Source organism: Burkholderia sp. AU33545 (genome assembly GCF_020419685.1).
Classification (GTDB): Bacteria; Pseudomonadota; Gammaproteobacteria; order Burkholderiales; family Burkholderiaceae; genus Burkholderia; species Burkholderia diffusa.
This window is the reverse complement of record NZ_JAIZRQ010000010.1, coordinates 41,304-57,394: the sequence shown is the minus strand read 5'-3', so window position 1 is coordinate 57,394 and position 16,091 is coordinate 41,304. Positions and strand designations below refer to the sequence as shown.

Genomic DNA, 16,091 nt, shown 5'->3' with positions numbered 1-16,091 from the left:
AAAACACGCGCGACAGGGCGACCATGGCAAACAGCTATACCGCACTCCACGGGAGTGCTTTCAAGAAGGTCGAGCGTCAGCTGCTCGCGGACGGCTACGTCTGCGCGTTCGCCTGTACGTACGGCGTGCCCGCCGGGCCGGTTCCGAAGGACTTGGGAAGGACCGGCAAGGAGGGCGGTTGGGAAATGCGCCGGAAACTGGAATGGCATCGGGTCAAGAAGAATGAGCACAGAGATATCTGAAGGCATTGACCGGGATGTTGCTGATGACCTCCGCGCGGCGCTCGTCTCCATCTACGATGAAATCATGTGGCTCGCCTCGCGCCCGAATGTAACAGCCGGGCGAGCGCGAGCCTGGTACACACACATCATGGCCGAGAGCGTGAAGCGCCGAATTCGCCAATTCACGGGACAGGTGTCGAGCTCGGCAGTTTCCGGAGGCGGAACGGGCCTGCGGCTTGAACACTACAAGCGAATCCAGACAACGCTCACGGAGCTGGTCGCTCGGCACCGCAACGAGCGCGTCAACGATGCTGACGAGTTCGTTCGTACGCTCATTGACTCCGAGTCCGTTCATATCGTCACGATCGAGGAAAATTATGCTGCCATGAGAGCGAAAGGCGACTACGAGAAGGCCGGTATCGTTCTTCTTTCTTGGGGACAGATTCCCGCTGAGTGTCGCGCGCTCCTCTGGGCCACGATGTTGCGAGGAAAAGTGGCCAACGCCGATCGTTTTCGTGACGCGGACTTTTGACCAAGGAAAACGAGAACCCGAGCAACGGCTACTTCGAATGGCAATTCGACTATGCAACTCCGGTATGTCGTTGGGTTTTACCACGGATAACATGATGTACCTCGGAGCGATCACGATCCGCTGCCAGCATTGCGGACGCCCGGCGCTATTCAGCGCAAGCAAAGGGATGTGGTGCAGTCACTGCAAGAACGGCACTGTTCGATAGGAAAACTCGAACATGCCGCTTGAAACAGTTCGACTAGATCGCGTGTTTGGCGTCGTGAAGACTTCGCAGAACCGCGAGCAGGTCACCCTGTTCGGGTTCGAAAGCGCAGACCGGAAGGAATATTCGGTGGCCGCACCAGGCAAGCCCCGTAACGAGTCAGGAATGACGATCACCGCCTATCTCGCGGAAGCCGGCAACTGGCAGACCTTGATTGGCTGGCGTGACCATGAGAACGGCGTGATCGTGTGCAAGCCTGAAGGCCCGCCGATTTTCCTTTGCGTTTGGAGCATCCTGGGTTTTTGCGTGACAGCGCGTGGCGTTTGGGACCGGTCAACTATCTTGTCGGCAATCGCGGTCTTTTTCGTTGCTGTCTTCGGTTGGAGCGCCCGGAACTTTCGCTGCCTGCGGAGAGCCCGCCGCGAGTTGGAAGCGTCGGCGACGCTCGGCGATACACAACAGAATTCGTAGGAAAACGGGGGAAGCAAATGGATCGCCAAGCGCCCATTGCTGCTACAGGCAGCGGCGATATGTCGAAACTGTCGATCGCCGACCTCCTCGCCACGCATTGCATTGTAATCGCGGAGCTGCAGCGACGCGGCGTTCTTCGGTCTGGCAACAACCCGACGGGCGACTACGCGGAATGGCTAGTCTCTTCCAGATTGGGACTGGAGCTTGCAGGGAAATCGTGCAAGGGATACGACGCGATAGATCCGCAGAAGGTGAGGTACGAAATCAAGGCGCGCCGAGTGACGCCCACGAACCCGTCGACGCAGATGAGTCCTGTTCGAGACTTGGCCGGAGCGCATTTTGACTTCCTGATCGCAGTAGTGTTCGATAGCAACTGGAACGTCTCTGCCGCAGCGAAGATCCCGCACCGAGTCGTTCCCGTGGTTGCGTCATTCAGGAAGCACGTGAACGGACACGTGATGCATCTTGGGCCGGCCGTGTTCTCGGCGGCCGGGGTCGAGAATATCACCGCAGTACTTGGAAATCGGTGATGGGTTGGAAAACGCGATGGAAGCGATCTCGCCCAAGCTGACTGTTGTGCAGGTCCGTGTCATGCGATGGCTGTCTCATGGCTGGGCGGCCGAGCCAGGCGCCGAGTCGGCGGTGATGGCGAACGGATCCCGCATCTGCAACGTGGATACGATGCAGCAATGTACCGAGCAGGGTTTGCGACGCGTGATGATCTCGGCTGCTGGCGTGCTACGCCATCAGGTCTGGCGCTATGCGATCGCCTCGATCAATCGAAGTAGCGGAACGGAAAACAGGCAGACTGCTATGGAACCCATCGAAGTGGCGCGACGTTGGCGGGAAGAGCGCGGTTACGTCGGACGTGGTGGAGTCGTCGTGATATTCGACGGCGAAGTGCAGAGCTGGGTGAGTGAGTTGCGGAACCCCGATCACTGGCAACCGGGCTGCATCGCGATCGCCGAAGACGGTCGGACGTGGACTGCGATCGCCGGCACTGAGCGCGACGGCGCGCTCATGTGGTTGCCCAATGAACCGGTTTAAGAAAAGCGGGCGCAACTATGGACTACTATCAGGGCATCGTGACCGACTATTTGCGCGCCGACCGGGCGACATTCATAAATACGGAGTGTTGCATTCAGTTGAATCCGGGCGCGAATCCTGATCAGACTGGCCCGCACTGGTATTGCGATGCCGTGGCAGTCGATCTACGCGAAGAGCATGTCTTTCTATGTGAGATTTCGTACGCGACCGGGCTGTCGGACCTCGCTAAACGGTTGTTGGCGTGGAAATCCCATTGGCCCGCGCTTCGGGCAGCTTTGGTCCGGGACCTGTGCGTAAATCCATGCTGGCCGGTAACTCCGTGGGCGTTCATACCGCAGGAACGCACGGCGATCCTTGAGCTCAAGATTGCCGCAGCATACAGCCTGACCGGGACGCACGAAGCAGATATGCCGTATCCAAAGATCACGGCGCTTGAAGATGTGGTCCCATGGAAGTACCGGTCATGGAATCGCGTGACCGAGCGAGGGTAACAACAAGGAAAACGCTCATGGATCTTCATCAAGAACGAGTGCGAGCAGTAGTGGCTCGGGCCATTTGCGCCGCGTGTGGCGAGAAGCCGGAGCGTCCCGGCGATGCTCGCGGCAACGCGCTCCGCTGGCAATATTACGAGCATTCGGCCGACGCAGTCCTGGTCGAACTGCTGGCGGCCGAAATGGGTGAGCCGGGGCGTAGCGCAGTATCGCATCTGGCGAATGTCATCGCGCGAACGTGTGAAGACGGCCCTGATAAGGCGTGGATGTACGAACGCGCGGCCAGCGACGCACTGCGCGCCTACGCGGTTTGCTGAGATCGGAAAACGCGATGCACCTCATCAATCGAATTGCCGCATGGGCTGTCTTCATCGCTTTCGGGGCGCTCGTGGTGCCTGCCTGCGCACAACAGAACCTCGATGCGCTGAAGCAGCGATGCGATGACTACGGATTCGCCCGAGGAACCCCCGAGCACGCCGATTGCGTCCGAAAGCTCGATGTGCAACAAGCCCAGCTTCGATGTCGGACGCTCATGGAGCGCGGCAGGCAGGTTTGCTCGAAGGAATTCGCCGATATCGTGAGCCCGGCCGCCGCAGCAATGCAGTGCGGTGAGGTGCAGGATGCGTATCGCCAATACTGTCAGTAGCACGGAAAACGCCATGACGCTCAGAGCCAATCGCATCCTGCCGTCCTCGGATCTCTTAAACCGCTTGGCACCTGCTTATGAGCCGTGCGCGGGCTTGGCGGGTGGATGTCGAAACAAGGTTTCCTGGGCGCCAGCGCGCGGGCATGTGCCGCGTGGATACTGTGGAGCAATCGGGGGGCTGGCTGAGGTCCGTCTCGTGCTCGTGATGGCAGAGCCGGGTGACCCTCACCACTCCGAGTCGCATATGGATGACGGCTCTAGTCGTGGGCGCCAAGAATCGGCTGCTCGGTATGCCTGGGAGGCTTTCGAGACGGGTAAGGATCTGTTTCACCGACGCGTGCGCGAGCTGCTCGACGCGTGCTGGCCAGGCGCAGATTTTAATACCCAGATGCGGTGGACTTGGATCACTGACTCGGTGTTATGTTCCGCAAGCAAGGAAGGTGGATCCGTGCCGATCAGTGTTGTACGCGAGTGCGGAGCGCGTTACCTGCACGTGCAGTTGGCTATGTTCCCGAATGCCTTGGTCGCTGCCTTGGGCAACAAAGCAAAGGATCGGCTGCGATCGTGTGGAGTGAGTGAATTTTTCGCTGCAGGTGCGATTGCCCCTCCCGGTTGCAATTTTCCGGCCAATAGGGCGTCACATGAACGGCTCGCGGCCGTTGTTCGAGCAAAATTCCCTGTATAGGAAAACATGTCAATAGAGAAAATTGCAACTGATAGCGGCACTGCAAAGCCCGCGGTGCCTGACTATGACGATGTTGTGGATCGCAACGAGATTACTCTGCTGACGACCCCGGGGGATCTCGCGGTCGTGAATGGAGATCTGGCGCTGACAAGACGCGGCGATCTTATGATGACGAGCCCGGATTACCACGCTTTTTTTCGGCTCGTTAATTGGTGGCGCTTCAATTTTCCGGTCCTTTCCGTCATGTTCGACTCGGTGTTCCCGTTGGTTGACGACGTGACACGACTCGACCAGGCGCTCAAAGAGCAATTTGCGATCGCCGCGAAGAAGTCCCCCCATCCAATGACCAGTCTCGACTATGACGCGTATCACCGAATAAATGATGAAAGAGGCGCGGTCGAAGTCGCCCGAGGCGTTTATGCGGGAGCGATCGTAGTAGCGCTGTCTAACGCGCTTCAGTCGTTCAGGGCGGATATCGAAGGTGTCCAGCACGAATGGGACGCAGCTGTGCCTCGGTTTGCAGGGTGTTCCTTTGGTCAGGTAGTAGTCGCTTCGGCTAACAACGTGCGGCACGCCGATGAATGGCAGACGGCACGTCCCCCTACGGCAAGACAGTTGCAGTCGATGCGTGTGCTATCTGCTGTGTTGAACGAACCCCTGGATCCCGCCGACGGGTCGCGCCATAGATTCGGGAGAGAGGTTAGTCCTGAAGTGTTGCAAGCGATATGCGGTGGGAAGATGGCGCGGCTTGAAGAGAATTTCTTTGATTTCGCGAAGGATCTTTTCCTCCGCAGAGAACAACGCAATTTGCCGTAGACCAAGGAAAATCACGCGATGGACGAATACGGATACACCGAACACAAGGCCGTTGAGGTAACTGATCGAAAAACAATGGTAACGATACTCAAGCAAGTTAAGCACTCCTAAATGGCGAGCTGTCACCGCACCGAAGCGATGGCGCGGTTTCGTGTGGCGCTGTCGAAGGACGCGCTGGAGATACCGCAACTGCCCGGTCTTGCGAGTATCGCCGCGCAAGCGCATCGCTATCGGCCGCACGTCGTGGAAAGGACGCAGGATGTGAGCGTGCTGCAAGCTCAATACTCGAACGCGAAGTAAGCACGGAAAAGACCCGGGCCCCCAGACTTTCACGTCGACCGTCGATGTCAGTTCGTTTCTGGCCAAGGGGTTGACTTCACAAATTCGATCTCGCTGCGGTTCCCGATTTGGCGCAGCATGTCGATAGAGGAGACGCAAGGTGAGTACCGCTTCAGCACAGGAGACGCCGCCGAGGGATCTCACTAACCAGATGATGTCGGGCCGCATCATTGACGTGGTCTCTGAGCTATGTAACTTGAAGCTGTCGATGGATCGCCATGCACGTGGCTTGGTTGGCCAACCTTTCCTTGACGACTGGATGGATTCGCGCAACACCTGTGCTTACTTCGGCGATTCGCTGCTGCGCCTTGTCCTGCCGTTCGTGGACTGGGAGCAGAATGAGCAGCAGTACTTCAGAGCTTACGTGAACCCGCGACATGTTCTCGGTGCGAGTATCAAAGGGCTTCCTGAGCATGTCGAGGCCGACAAAGTGCCGGAAAAGATCGCCGGTTATGCTGGGACATTCGGTTCGACGAGCAACTCGTGCTACATCTGGGTAAGGCCATTGGGAATATTCTGGGCGCACGAAGGTAAGCATCGGGTAGCTTTCATGCGCGCGCACGACCAACCTGCGATAGCTACCTGGGTGCGGGAGGCGTCCTACCCCGCAGCCGAACGACTCGCAATCATCGAGCCTAGCGATGAGCGCGATGAATGGTTGGTCGTGCTCGACGGGCGCCACCTGCAGGTCCTACGCCGGCCAAGAACATCCATTTTGCTGTTGCAGTCCTATGGGGTGAAAACGCTCCACTGGAGAGAACTATCAGACGCCCCCGACGAGCATGCCGTACGCAGCGAGATTTTCAAACGCCGCTTGCACCGAAACCCGAACACGACGGCTGAGCATGAGCGCACCTTGGATCTGCAAGAGGTTCGGGATAGGCTGAATGTCGCCGACGAAATCGTGTCTCGCTCGATCTGGGATCTAAAATCGAATCGTTTTGATTGGCGGCGATTCAGCATGTGGGTGGCTACCCCCTTGGTCTTGGGGATTGCGCTGAGTCAGTTTGAAACCGAGTGGACGCATGGCACCAGCCTGCTCATGCTCGGATTGAGCGCCGGGTTGTCGTTGGCACCGAGTGCCATTCGCTTCTTTGGGCCCAACAAGCCGCGCGCAAACCCGGAGTGACGTTCTCGCGATGGTTATCAGGACCGCTGCGCGGCCTCGCGCAGAGATCGCTACCGGTACAAAAAGCAGCGACTACATTGCGCCCGCCGCAAAAATGCTGTACACGTTGATATCGATTTCACCGCCGATTGAGAAAGCAGGGGGCCGGCAAGCTTACCGAGGTCCAAACGCGACATTTCTTAATGGCTAGAACACGATATTTCAATCTAGCACTACAAAAAAATTAATAGATACAAATATGTAAAATGATGCCGTAATAAATATTTGATTTGCAGGCCGCGCGAATGAAAAATAATTCAACAAACAAAAGGCACCCCACACGTCGACGCGCGTATTCGATATCAATCTAGACGGAAACGTGTTCACAACAGCGCCGACCTAGGGACCAGAGGCGGCCGAAGGACGCGCGGCTGCGACCGCCGAAATTTGATAGTAAAAGACCCATTCCGAATAGCGTTTCTTTCCTGCAAATACTTCAAATGGCGGGGGAAAGCAATCGACCTTGATCGGATGCTGGTCAGACGCACTACTGATTCCCATGATCTCACCGGTCGGCGTCGTAACAAGCAACCAATCCGCTTTTCCCGTTAGTGGGTCTACGTAGATCTGCCGCAGGTGCCGGACGACGGTCGGAAAACGCGAGTCTTTCAACAAAGCCTGTAGCGAAATGGGATAAGGGTCGCCGCCGGGCGGAGTCGCTTCATAGTAGCTTTTGAGAGCCGCCCGGAACTGTAATCCCACAAACAGTAACTCGTCTTCGGCAATCCGCCTCTGAGCAATCGAGCCGAGTGAAACTGCAGTAGCCGAGACAATCCCGACAATCGCGACGAATATCAATAGCCCCAGATATGTGAAACCTGTCGCTGGGATTCCGCGGCGTCTACTAGTAGTCGGCATACCTCGCTCCGTTTCTATCGCTACCTGGTGCAGCGCTTTTTACGTCATAGACCTTTCCCTGGTCTGGGTCGTCAGGCGGCAAGATCTTCCACTCGGCCGTCGGACCGGCAATGGGATCGATCGGCATCGCGCGCAGATACTTCTTGTCCACAAGTTGCGTAAGGCTGTCAGGGTAATGGCCCGTGTCTCCGTAGTATTTGTCGATGGTCTCGCGCATCACTCGCAGGTCTTCTCGCAAAACGGCTTCCTTGGCGGTCTCAACACTCTGGAAATACTTTGGAATTGCGAGAGTGAGGAGCATGGCCACGATCGCCATGACAACCAGCAGCTCGATAAGCGTGAATCCATTCGATCTACCGAGGTCACGCGATCTCGACTCTCCTGAAGATCGAACGGGACCGTTACCACCGGCGATACGGGATCCCGTTAAGCCCAACCACCGTCGATTTCGAAAAGACGTCGTAGACATCGTCCCCCTCCTGCGGATCCGTTGCATCACTCGCGTAGCTGCGTTTTCCCCATGAGTCAACATCACCGACGTTTTCATCGGCGCAAAAGGGGTCGCGCGGGATATGTCGCAAGAAATAGATTTTCGATTTCCGAGGATCCCGGATATCCTCGGCGCCGTCGACCAGCACATTGAGGTTTCTCGGGTAGCCTGTGCTGTCGGCGGGCTTTTCAATGCGTCCGTGGTCCGCTGCATCCTTGTAGGCGTCGATCCCCGTGCGGATTTCGCGAAGGTCCCGTCGCAACTCGAATTCTTTTACGCGTTGGACCGATACCTGCGCTGTCGGTAACGCAATGCCGGCCAACACGGCTAGGATGGCCAGCGTAATGAGAAGTTCGATGAGGGTGAACCCATCCTGACTGCATCGCATGAGACACCTTTCAGGGTGAGACGACTATTGCCTGTGGTGCCGGCAATACAAGCGGAACGGTGACGCCGTTTTGCCCGACCGGCATCATGGACACGACAGAAAGCGCAGTTGGATTAGCGGACCCGATCGGTTTGAACGTGGCCGTGAACACTGCCCCCTGTCCTGTCGCTCCTGCGCCGCTCGACTGACCGTCACCCGTATAAGTGTCGGTTACGTAGATTTGCCCAGCTGCAGGGTCAGCTCGAACCTGGAAACTGGTAGGCGCCCCCCCTTGTTTCAGAAACTCGCCTTCAACGATATTGCCTGCCTCCAGCTTCTTCGGATCGTAGCCAATCGCTAACGGAATGCCGGTCACGGGCTGCCCCGAATTCATGACAAGTTGCACTGTGAACGGTTGGCCAACCTTGGCTTGCGAAGGTGCAAGCCAGATTGCCTGTGCGGCGCCAGTCGCCGGCTCAGGTACGGGATTCACCGCTCCATTGATAGGCGCGACCGGAGTAGAAGCGCTCGGGCCGATGGGTGGCGAGGTGCCTGCGCTTCCTGCACTTGGTGGCACTTGTCCTGCGGGTGCCGGTTTCGCAGACGAGGGACTAACTGGTGCCGGGTTGGGCTGCGAGCTGGTGTCTACATTGGCATCGCTTCTCACCAGGCTGCGCGAGTTCGACTCTGTGCCGGAGTCGAACGCCAACAGTCGTGCATCGGGACTGGGGAGGGTGCGAATAAGATGAGGTGTGATCGACAGGACGATCTCGGTTTTCTTTCCATCGTTCTGGTGACTGGAAAAGAGCCTGCCCAGTAGCGGAAGTTGGCCGAGTCCGGGAACCTTGTTTGCCGTGTGTGTATCGTTGTCGTTGATGAGGCCAGCGAGAACCTGGTTTTCGCCATCCTTCAGTCGTAGTACCGTGGCCGCAGATCGGGTACCGATCTGATAAGCGATAGTGCCTTGCGATGTCGTCAGCTGGTTCGCGATGTTGCTCACTTCCAGATTGATCTTGATCTCAACCTCGCCGTCAGCAGCTATGATCGGCGTGACCTCGAGCTTCAACCCCACATCGAGATACTGAACATTCGACGACACGAAGCCGGTTGCGGTCGAAGTAGACGTGATGTTCGGAACCTTGTCGCCAATCAAAATTTTGGCGGTCTCGCGGTTACGCACTCGAATGCGAGGATTTGCAAGCAGATTTGTATCCGTCGTCGTGAGACTTGCATTGACAGTGAGTGGCGGTACGGCCGCACCGACGGCGGCCGTCGTCAGGCGGCCCAGATCGGCCAGCGTAAGTGTATTGTTTGAGCCGCTCGGTAACGGCGTCAGTGTAAGCTGATCGGGATATTTGATGCCGAGGCTTGAGAGGCGGTTGCGATCAACTTCCAGGATCTCTACCTCCAGCATCACCTCCGGGTCTGGTAGATCCAGAAGTTGAACCAATTTTTCCGCAATTGATACGTTTTCCGGTGAGTCGCGCATGATGACGGTGCTTTCCTTCTTGTCGACCACGAGGTCGCGGACTTTGGCTATCGTCTTCAGCGTATTGGCCACCTGTTCCGGGTCTGCATGTGCCAGGAAAAAAGTGCGTACCGTCAATGGTTTGTAGTCTTTCAGTTTCGCCGGTGTGTTGGGGTAGACGAGGATCGTGTTCCCATCGAGGATGCGTTGCTCCAACTGGTTGGTCATCAACACGACATCGATCGCTTCCTTAACAGTCGTGCGATTCAGGAAAACTGACGTCTTCTGATCAGTGCGTACGTCCTTGTCAAATACAAAGTTGACGCCCGATGTGCGCGACATGACCTCGAAAACCTGTGCAAGGGTGGCGTCCTTGAAGTTGATTGTGAACATCCGCTTCAGTGCCTCTGTCATCTTCGCGTTAAGAGGTGGCCGTTCGACGGGATCATCAAGGGACTTCAATAGTGCCCGAGCAGGCGTATTGGCGGGGTCCTCCGCGAGAATTCTCTTCAGCAACGGGATCGCTCCGTCAACGTCCTTTTTGGCGACCATCGCTCGCGCCTGTTCCAACCACTTTGTGTGGATCGCGTCAGCATCGAGTTGTAGCAAACCGTACTTCGCCCGATCATTGTCCGGGTCAAGTTTCAAGATGTTCTGATAGTTCTCGCGCGCTGCTGGCACATTGCCTTTGCGTACTGCGGTTCTGGCTGTCTCCAGCCACGTCGCGACGGCCTGATCGCGTAACTTTAGATACTCGGCACGCAGCACAGCGTTTGTAGGGTCATTCTTGAGTGCCACTCGTAACGTCGCGAGGCTCTCGTCCACCTTTCCAGCATCGAAGGACTCATGCGCCGTGCGCACCGCTCTATCAGTGCCACATGCGGACAACATCGTCACGAGGACGATTCCGAACAGAGTAGATTTGGTTGACATGGCCGACGCGACTCGCTATTGGATATTCAACTGTTGTGCCTCATTCAGAGGTAGGTAGCGAATGGTCGCAGTCGGCGGAGTGATACTTTCGACTCGATATGTATCGCCTATTACGTCGTTGGCCTTGACAATCAGTACCTCGTCGCCCTTAGCTAGAAAGACCCGCCACTGATCGCCTTCAAGTTCTTTACCGAGGTAGCTGAACGGCAGTGGTGGTGCGGTAGGCTTCTGTTCGACGGACGAAGTGGGCGGAGGCGGAGTCCAGGATGTCACAGCAAAAGGTGCGGCGTCCTGCTTGCGAATGGTCGCGGAGGCACGGTCACGCAGCAGCAAAACACCACTTGAATGAGCGTCGGGATCGACACGGTCTGATGCGCTAGCCGTCTTCGCCGGTACAGACCCTGGAGCGCCTTCGGACGTCGGAACGAGCGCACGGCGTGTCGCGCCTACCGCCTCCCCCGGGCTCGATCGATCTCCGAACACCGCGATGAGAGCTGAGGCGACGAGACCGCCCGCCATTAGAATGCGGCGCATCTTCATTTCGTCGTTCCCGAGACCAATTGGGTTCCTGCTGGTGGTGACGGTCGGCGCGGTGACGGACGCGACGTACGCAAGCCGGCAAAGATTGTCAGCCGAAGCGTCGCTTCGATTTGAATATTGCTGACCTTGTCGCGATGGAATTTGAGCGCGTCCAGTGATGCAGCTGGAAGCTCGGCCAGCGTCTGCTCGCAAAACATCTGAATAGCCGTGTAGCTTCCCCGAACTGGCAGATCGACCTGATAGGTCTCGTACTGTCCGGCCTTGTCAGTAGCCAAGTGGTAGTCGGCTTTCTCGAGCTTCACGCCTGAGACGCTCGCAATCTCGAAGAGCTTACCAACCGACCGCTCGAGCTGATCCTCAGGGACCAGCACAGAGTAAAAGTGATTGAGCCGGTTTTCTGCCTCGCTGACGCTGGCAACCTGCCGCCCGCTTGATCGTTGGAAGTTGCGCTCTTGCTGACGTAGTTGCCCCTTATACGAATTCAGGTCACGAGCCATCAATGGTGCGACGACACAGCTCAGCAGCAGACCTAACGCAAATGTCCCCGCCGCAATCCATTCTGCCGTGGAAAACGTTGCGAGCCACAGAGTGAAGTTGAGGACGGTTCGCTTCATCGCTCGCCTCCTCGCCAAGTCGCGTCGAACCTGAAGCGTATCGGCAAGTTGGTATCGGATGTGTTGATCTCGTGATGGGTGAGGGTTACGCTTGTAAAAAATCCATTCCGCCTCAGAGCCTCGATGTACTGAACCATTCCTTCCGGCCCGGCTGCTTCGCCCACGCCTTTCATGGTGAAGGTCGCCGCTTCGGGCTCGATTGCGAGCAGCGTCACATGCGGCGCAGCCACGCTCTGTAGCGACTCGAAGAAATCCCCCCACGGTACATTTAGACGGCTAATTCCTTGATTGACGGCGCGCACCTGGGCCTCGGGAGGCGGTGGAGGTTGGCGATTCCTGGTTTCACGCGTCGTAAGAACGGCCTCGAGATGGTTTTCTCGCGCCCGGACTTTCTCGGTCATACTAAGCACTTCATCGATACGAATGCCTGCCCAAGCACATAGCCCTATGCCGACAAGTGCAAGGACGAGGGCCGGCGAACGGAGCCGCCAGCGTGACTGTCCGATCGATGCCGCAAAATCAATGTTCAGGCGCATCATTTCTATGCCCGTGTCCTGAATCCGCTTCACGAGACTCATCGGAATCTGGCTGTAGCTTGGCGCCTTGCGGTCGTTTGAAATGGAATCCGCCGATATCAGCTTCGTGCCAGGTCACAGGTACGTCACCGCTCAATATGACCGTTTGCGGTGCGGGCCCGTCGTAGTACAACGCCAGGCTTCGAAGCGTTGATGCGACAGTGCTCAAGGCGGCCTCTTCGCCGAATGGTTGTCGGACCTTACGGATAAAACTGATGCGCCTGTTTTGAATCAGTGCCACGGTGAAAGCTGAGTCACTGGACACTGCGAACCACGCTTCCCCCTGGCGGAACGACCGACAGTGCCTGTTCCATTCGGCTACAAAGCGGGGCACACAGCGCTTAACACCCATGCGACTGGACGAAACTCCTGAGCGAATCGCGTTGATGAGTGACAATGGAATTGCGCTGGCGATAATTGGCTTGGTTGCGTGCCAATGAGCTTGCAGGCTCCAGATGTCGGGCAAATCACCAAACAGCTCTTCGAATCGCAGCAACATGCATAGCTTGAGGTCCCTCCGTGTGGATGCGTTCCTAGGAGGTGCAACGATCCAGAATCTGGCGTATGCGTCGCTAACCACGATATCGATCACAAACTTCGTCTTTGGTTGATTGGCAAGGCACGACGCCACTGCATCCTCAACGGATGTCAAGATTGGCACCGACGACTGCACGACCGGAGCAACCGCGTCCGTTGCGGGGCGTCGACAAAATGAAACGTGATCCTGAGCGACCACGAGTTGAGCGGCTTCACGTGACCATTGCCACACGTCGAACCTCCTCAAGTGTGGTGAGCCCCCGTGTGGCCCAATCCAAACTCGTCTTGTGCAAAGAGCGAGTTCCTAGCCTGTACGCAGCCTCCTTAATTTGCCGAATTGGCGCTTTTTCTACGATCATCTCGCGGATCTCATCGTTGAGAGTCAAGATCTCAGCGATTGCCTTCCGTCCACGATATCCAGTGCCCCGACAGTCCCCACATCCCGCACCTGTTACGAATGTGAAGCGATCCGAATCTTCTGCGTGCAGACCTGCGCTAAGCAATTGCTCAGGGGTAGGGCGGGCGGGTTCACGACATCGAGTACAAGTCAAGCGCAGCAGGCGTTGTGCGCAAATACCATTCAAGGATGATACGAAGGCGTAGGGGTCGATCCGCATGTGTGTGAATCGACCAAAGACGTCGAATACGTTGTTGGCGTGAACCGTGGTTAGGACGAGGTGGCCGGTGAGGGCAGCCTGAACTGCAATTTCGGCCGTTTCCGGATCCCGGATCTCGCCAACCATGATCTTGTCGGGATCGTGCCGCAAGATCGACCGGAGACCACGGGCGAACGACAGTCCCTTCTTGTCATTCACGGGAATCTGCAAGACGCCGGGTAGCTGGTACTCAACCGGATCCTCAATGGTGATGATCTTGTCATGACCGGAATGGGTCTCCGCAATTACGGCATACAAGGTTGTCGTCTTTCCCGAGCCAGTGGGGCCCGTGACCAGCAGCATGCCGTGGGGCGCATCGGCCAGTTGACGCAGCGTCCGGAGCGTTGACTCGTCAAAGCCGAGCGCATGCAGGCTCAGGCTGCCGTGAGCTTCGATCATTGCCTGCTTGTCGAGAATTCGGATCACGGCGTCTTCACCGTGAACGCTTGGCATGATAGAAACGCGCAAATCGATATCGCGCCCCTGCGCACTTACGCGGAAACTTCCATCCTGTGGAATCCGTCGCTCACCGATATCCAGATCAGCCAGCACTTTGAGTCGGGAGATGACCTGCTCTGCCAAATCCACGCCGTTAAATGTTGCCGCTACCACGAGTACACCATCGATGCGGTACCTGACACCGAGGCCGCTCGCATGGCACTCGAAATGTACGTCGGATGCACCGGCCTTCAGTCCGTCGTATAGAGTGGAGTTGACGAGTTTGACAGCGGGGCTCGCCCCGTCTGCCGCTGCCGCATACGATAGCTCCGGCGTATTCCGCCTGTCGCCGGCATCGCTGCCCGCGACCGCCAGGATGCCGTCCACCGCACGGGTGCGCTCCTCCTGTTTGGCAAGGTAAGCCCGGATGTCTTCAGCGACAGCCAGGCGAAACTGCAATGGCGCACCGGCATGAGCATCAAGCCATATCTGCAGATCTGCATCAAATGGATCCGCGACCACGCCCCAAAGATCACCAGCCGCGGTCCGTAATACCAGGGCTCCTCGCTGCAGAGCCTTGACGAGCGGTAGCAGATCGAATGCAGGTGTAGCCGCACTCATATCGGCCGTTTCCACGACGGGCCAGTTGAGGTGGCTTCCAAGCAACGCGACAATTTCCCGGCCGCTTGCCCCCATCGTCGTCTGCAGCGCATCGATCATGTTCCCCGAGGACCGCCGTACAAGATCACGCGCCTGGTCAATCAGTGCGGGGTCCAACGGCGAGACCGACCAGGTGGTGTTCATTGCAGGCTCGAAGCCAGATCGAAGATCGGCATGTACAGAAGAATCACGATCGCGCCGACGATCACTCCAATCGTGGCCATCAGTAGAGGCTCAAATGTACGTGTGAACCTGTCGACGAAGCGCGAAATGTCCCCCTCGTAAAATTCCGCGGACTGCCGAAGCATCTGTCCAATTTGGCCCGAATGTTCACCCACGCGTAGCATGCGAAGTGAAACCGCCGTCGTAAGTCCGTGACGTTCGAACGCGGCGGCAAGCCCATAGCCGGCCTCAACGTGGCCGGTCGCGCCATCAAACGCCTGGTCCCAGGCGCGGGGAATAATGGCCCTGGCGCTTCGCAGTGCGTCCATGACTGGCATACCCCCTTCGAGCAGAACGCCCAGCGTTAGATAGAGACGTGATAGTTGATAGGTACGCACACGCTCGCCAACGAATGGCATGGACGAGAGGAGCTGCCCCAGCCCACCACGCATTACCCATGAACGTGCCGCTGCAAATGCAAGAGTGGCACCGCAGATCGCGGCAATCGCAATGGCGAGGGAATGCTCCCCTATGAATAGCCCAACCTTGATCATTGCAAGGGACAGCAGGGGAAGCGGTCGGCCCGTGTCCTGATAGATGACCGCAAAGCGCGGCACTACATAGGCCATCAAAAAGACCGTCACGGCGCCACCCACCGTACAGAGAATCACCGGGTAGAGTGAAGCGCTCGTGATCTTGTTTCGAACGGTGTCGACGCGTTGCTGATACTCGACGTAGCGCTCCAGAGCAACCGGCAGATCGCTTGTACCCTCAGCCGATCGGACTAGTCCAATGTAAATGGGCGGAAACACGGATGTGTGTTCAGCAAGGGCGGAAGAGAATCGATTTCCTTCGCGCAGCGCCTGCAAGAGCCGTCCAATGAGTGCTCTCGTACTCTGCACCGCCTCCTTCTCTTCGAGCGCTTCCAATGCCTCGACAATCGCGAGACCCGCACGTAACAGCGCCAGGAGCTCTTGCGTAAATAGCACGACCGGGAATCGAAAGCGTCCCCTCATCCTTTGGCCAACGATTGCTGGCCGAATATCAATCGGGCGTAGCGATTGCGCTTCAAGTTGCCGCCTTGCCGCTGACGCGTCACCAGCTTCAACCGTCACCTGAACGAGACGGTGGTCGGCACTTAGAACGCGAGCATCGAAACGCATCGTTGGGCCCCT

The 16,091-nt window shown here is 57.3% G+C and carries 20 protein-coding genes; 10 read left to right on the top strand and 10 right to left on the bottom strand.

Annotated elements, in window-relative coordinates; genetic code table 11:
* Positions 1-23: 23 nt before the first annotated feature.
* The 7 genes from LGM71_RS29365 to LGM71_RS29335 all read left to right on the top strand — a co-directional run bounded on the left by LGM71_RS29365 (position 24) and on the right by LGM71_RS29335 (position 3,281).
* On the top strand, positions 24-242 hold the full coding sequence (locus LGM71_RS29365) for a hypothetical protein (RefSeq protein WP_226117842.1): 219 nt from the start codon (positions 24-26) through the stop codon (positions 240-242).
* Entirely contained in the window at positions 223-753 is a 531-nt protein-coding gene (locus tag LGM71_RS29360; RefSeq protein ID WP_226117841.1) for a hypothetical protein, read from the top strand. Before LGM71_RS29365 ends, LGM71_RS29360 begins: the two co-directional genes overlap by 20 nt.
* Positions 754-970: 217 nt before the next feature.
* Positions 971-1,426: a hypothetical protein gene (locus LGM71_RS29355; protein ID WP_226117840.1), complete on the top strand. Its 456-nt coding sequence runs from the start codon at positions 971-973 to the stop codon at positions 1,424-1,426.
* 17 nt (positions 1,427-1,443) lie between these two features.
* On the top strand, positions 1,444-1,956 hold the full coding sequence (locus tag LGM71_RS29350; protein WP_226117839.1) for a hypothetical protein: 513 nt from the start codon (positions 1,444-1,446) through the stop codon (positions 1,954-1,956).
* Positions 1,957-1,972: 16 nt separating this feature from the next.
* Positions 1,973-2,473, top strand: a complete 501-nt coding sequence (locus LGM71_RS29345; RefSeq protein WP_226117838.1) for a hypothetical protein — start codon at positions 1,973-1,975, stop codon at positions 2,471-2,473.
* A gap of 17 nt (positions 2,474-2,490) precedes the next feature.
* Positions 2,491-2,964 (top strand): hypothetical protein, encoded by a 474-nt coding sequence (locus tag LGM71_RS29340; protein ID WP_226117837.1) that lies wholly within the window; start codon positions 2,491-2,493, stop codon positions 2,962-2,964.
* 17 nt (positions 2,965-2,981) lie between these two features.
* Positions 2,982-3,281, top strand: coding sequence for a hypothetical protein (locus LGM71_RS29335; protein ID WP_226117836.1), 300 nt, complete (start codon positions 2,982-2,984; stop codon positions 3,279-3,281).
* On the opposite strand, the gene LGM71_RS29330 is transcribed toward LGM71_RS29335, so the two are convergent.
* Positions 3,266-3,646 carry a hypothetical protein gene (locus LGM71_RS29330; RefSeq protein ID WP_226117835.1) on the bottom strand — a complete coding sequence of 127 codons (381 nt, stop codon included), beginning with the start codon at positions 3,644-3,646 and terminating at the stop codon, positions 3,266-3,268. The two genes, LGM71_RS29335 and LGM71_RS29330, sit on opposite strands and share 16 nt — an antisense overlap.
* A 655-nt stretch (positions 3,647-4,301) precedes the next feature.
* On the opposite strand from LGM71_RS29330, the gene LGM71_RS29325 reads away from it, so the two are divergent.
* The 3 genes from LGM71_RS29325 to LGM71_RS29315 all read left to right on the top strand — a co-directional run bounded on the left by LGM71_RS29325 (position 4,302) and on the right by LGM71_RS29315 (position 6,579).
* Positions 4,302-5,111 carry a hypothetical protein gene (locus tag LGM71_RS29325; protein ID WP_226117833.1) on the top strand — a complete coding sequence of 270 codons (810 nt, stop codon included), beginning with the start codon at positions 4,302-4,304 and terminating at the stop codon, positions 5,109-5,111.
* 111 nt (positions 5,112-5,222) lie between these two features.
* Complete coding sequence (locus LGM71_RS29320) at positions 5,223-5,411, top strand: hypothetical protein (protein ID WP_226117831.1); 189 nt, start codon at positions 5,223-5,225, stop codon at positions 5,409-5,411.
* 139 nt (positions 5,412-5,550) lie between these two features.
* Positions 5,551-6,579, top strand: coding sequence for a hypothetical protein (locus tag LGM71_RS29315; protein ID WP_226117829.1), 1,029 nt, complete (start codon positions 5,551-5,553; stop codon positions 6,577-6,579).
* 378 nt (positions 6,580-6,957) lie between these two features.
* Here LGM71_RS29315 and LGM71_RS29310 read toward each other — a convergent pair whose 3' ends face one another.
* From LGM71_RS29310 to LGM71_RS29270, 9 genes are all read right to left on the bottom strand, one after another.
* A complete protein-coding gene (locus LGM71_RS29310) occupies positions 6,958-7,476 on the bottom strand; it encodes a type II secretion system protein (RefSeq protein WP_226117827.1) in 519 nt (172 codons plus the stop codon).
* Positions 7,463-7,891, bottom strand: a complete 429-nt coding sequence (locus tag LGM71_RS29305; RefSeq protein WP_226118137.1) for a type II secretion system protein — start codon at positions 7,889-7,891, stop codon at positions 7,463-7,465. The genes LGM71_RS29310 and LGM71_RS29305 overlap by 14 nt, the downstream gene beginning before the upstream one ends.
* Positions 7,878-8,354 (bottom strand): type II secretion system protein, encoded by a 477-nt coding sequence (locus LGM71_RS29300; RefSeq protein WP_226117825.1) that lies wholly within the window; start codon positions 8,352-8,354, stop codon positions 7,878-7,880. The genes LGM71_RS29305 and LGM71_RS29300 overlap by 14 nt, the downstream gene beginning before the upstream one ends.
* A gap of 10 nt (positions 8,355-8,364) precedes the next feature.
* The gene (locus tag LGM71_RS29295; protein ID WP_226117823.1) at positions 8,365-10,734 is read right to left on the bottom strand and encodes a secretin and TonB N-terminal domain-containing protein; all 2,370 of its coding nucleotides are present in this window, start codon (positions 10,732-10,734) and stop codon (positions 8,365-8,367) included.
* Positions 10,735-11,270: 536 nt separating this feature from the next.
* Positions 11,271-11,888, bottom strand: coding sequence for a hypothetical protein (locus LGM71_RS29290; protein ID WP_226117821.1), 618 nt, complete (start codon positions 11,886-11,888; stop codon positions 11,271-11,273).
* Entirely contained in the window at positions 11,885-12,466 is a 582-nt protein-coding gene (locus tag LGM71_RS29285) for a hypothetical protein (RefSeq protein ID WP_226117819.1), read from the bottom strand. Before LGM71_RS29285 ends, LGM71_RS29290 begins: the two co-directional genes overlap by 4 nt.
* Positions 12,408-12,962 (bottom strand): hypothetical protein, encoded by a 555-nt coding sequence (locus LGM71_RS29280; protein ID WP_226117817.1) that lies wholly within the window; start codon positions 12,960-12,962, stop codon positions 12,408-12,410. Before LGM71_RS29280 ends, LGM71_RS29285 begins: the two co-directional genes overlap by 59 nt.
* A gap of 250 nt (positions 12,963-13,212) precedes the next feature.
* On the bottom strand, positions 13,213-14,898 hold the full coding sequence (locus LGM71_RS29275) for a GspE/PulE family protein (protein WP_226117815.1): 1,686 nt from the start codon (positions 14,896-14,898) through the stop codon (positions 13,213-13,215).
* Positions 14,895-16,079: a type II secretion system F family protein gene (locus LGM71_RS29270; RefSeq protein WP_226117814.1), complete on the bottom strand. Its 1,185-nt coding sequence runs from the start codon at positions 16,077-16,079 to the stop codon at positions 14,895-14,897. Before LGM71_RS29270 ends, LGM71_RS29275 begins: the two co-directional genes overlap by 4 nt.
* Between the last annotated feature and the right edge of the window lie 12 nt (positions 16,080-16,091).

What these genes read in the sequence shown, in the direction of transcription:
- LGM71_RS29340 (WP_226117837.1), top strand. Translation starts at nt 2,491, where the DNA reads ATGGACTACTATCAGGGCATCGTGACCGACTATTTGCGCGCCGACCGG.
- LGM71_RS29290 (WP_226117821.1), bottom strand. Translation starts at nt 11,888, where the DNA reads ATGAAGCGAACCGTCCTCAACTTCACTCTGTGGCTCGCAACGTTTTCC.
- LGM71_RS29350 (WP_226117839.1), top strand. Translation starts at nt 1,444, where the DNA reads ATGGATCGCCAAGCGCCCATTGCTGCTACAGGCAGCGGCGATATGTCG.
- LGM71_RS29320 (WP_226117831.1), top strand. Translation starts at nt 5,223, where the DNA reads ATGGCGAGCTGTCACCGCACCGAAGCGATGGCGCGGTTTCGTGTGGCG.
- LGM71_RS29345 (WP_226117838.1), top strand. Translation starts at nt 1,973, where the DNA reads ATGGAAGCGATCTCGCCCAAGCTGACTGTTGTGCAGGTCCGTGTCATG.
- LGM71_RS29365 (WP_226117842.1), top strand. Translation starts at nt 24, where the DNA reads ATGGCAAACAGCTATACCGCACTCCACGGGAGTGCTTTCAAGAAGGTC.
- LGM71_RS29270 (WP_226117814.1), bottom strand. Translation starts at nt 16,079, where the DNA reads ATGCGTTTCGATGCTCGCGTTCTAAGTGCCGACCACCGTCTCGTTCAG.
- LGM71_RS29295 (WP_226117823.1), bottom strand. Translation starts at nt 10,734, where the DNA reads ATGTCAACCAAATCTACTCTGTTCGGAATCGTCCTCGTGACGATGTTG.
- LGM71_RS29310 (WP_226117827.1), bottom strand. Translation starts at nt 7,476, where the DNA reads ATGCCGACTACTAGTAGACGCCGCGGAATCCCAGCGACAGGTTTCACA.
- LGM71_RS29330 (WP_226117835.1), bottom strand. Translation starts at nt 3,646, where the DNA reads ATGCGATTGGCTCTGAGCGTCATGGCGTTTTCCGTGCTACTGACAGTA.
- LGM71_RS29360 (WP_226117841.1), top strand. Translation starts at nt 223, where the DNA reads ATGAGCACAGAGATATCTGAAGGCATTGACCGGGATGTTGCTGATGAC.
- LGM71_RS29285 (WP_226117819.1), bottom strand. Translation starts at nt 12,466, where the DNA reads ATGAGTCTCGTGAAGCGGATTCAGGACACGGGCATAGAAATGATGCGC.
- LGM71_RS29280 (WP_226117817.1), bottom strand. Translation starts at nt 12,962, where the DNA reads ATGTTGCTGCGATTCGAAGAGCTGTTTGGTGATTTGCCCGACATCTGG.
- LGM71_RS29300 (WP_226117825.1), bottom strand. Translation starts at nt 8,354, where the DNA reads ATGCGATGCAGTCAGGATGGGTTCACCCTCATCGAACTTCTCATTACG.
- LGM71_RS29275 (WP_226117815.1), bottom strand. Translation starts at nt 14,898, where the DNA reads ATGAACACCACCTGGTCGGTCTCGCCGTTGGACCCCGCACTGATTGAC.
- LGM71_RS29325 (WP_226117833.1), top strand. Translation starts at nt 4,302, where the DNA reads ATGTCAATAGAGAAAATTGCAACTGATAGCGGCACTGCAAAGCCCGCG.
- LGM71_RS29355 (WP_226117840.1), top strand. Translation starts at nt 971, where the DNA reads ATGCCGCTTGAAACAGTTCGACTAGATCGCGTGTTTGGCGTCGTGAAG.
- LGM71_RS29335 (WP_226117836.1), top strand. Translation starts at nt 2,982, where the DNA reads ATGGATCTTCATCAAGAACGAGTGCGAGCAGTAGTGGCTCGGGCCATT.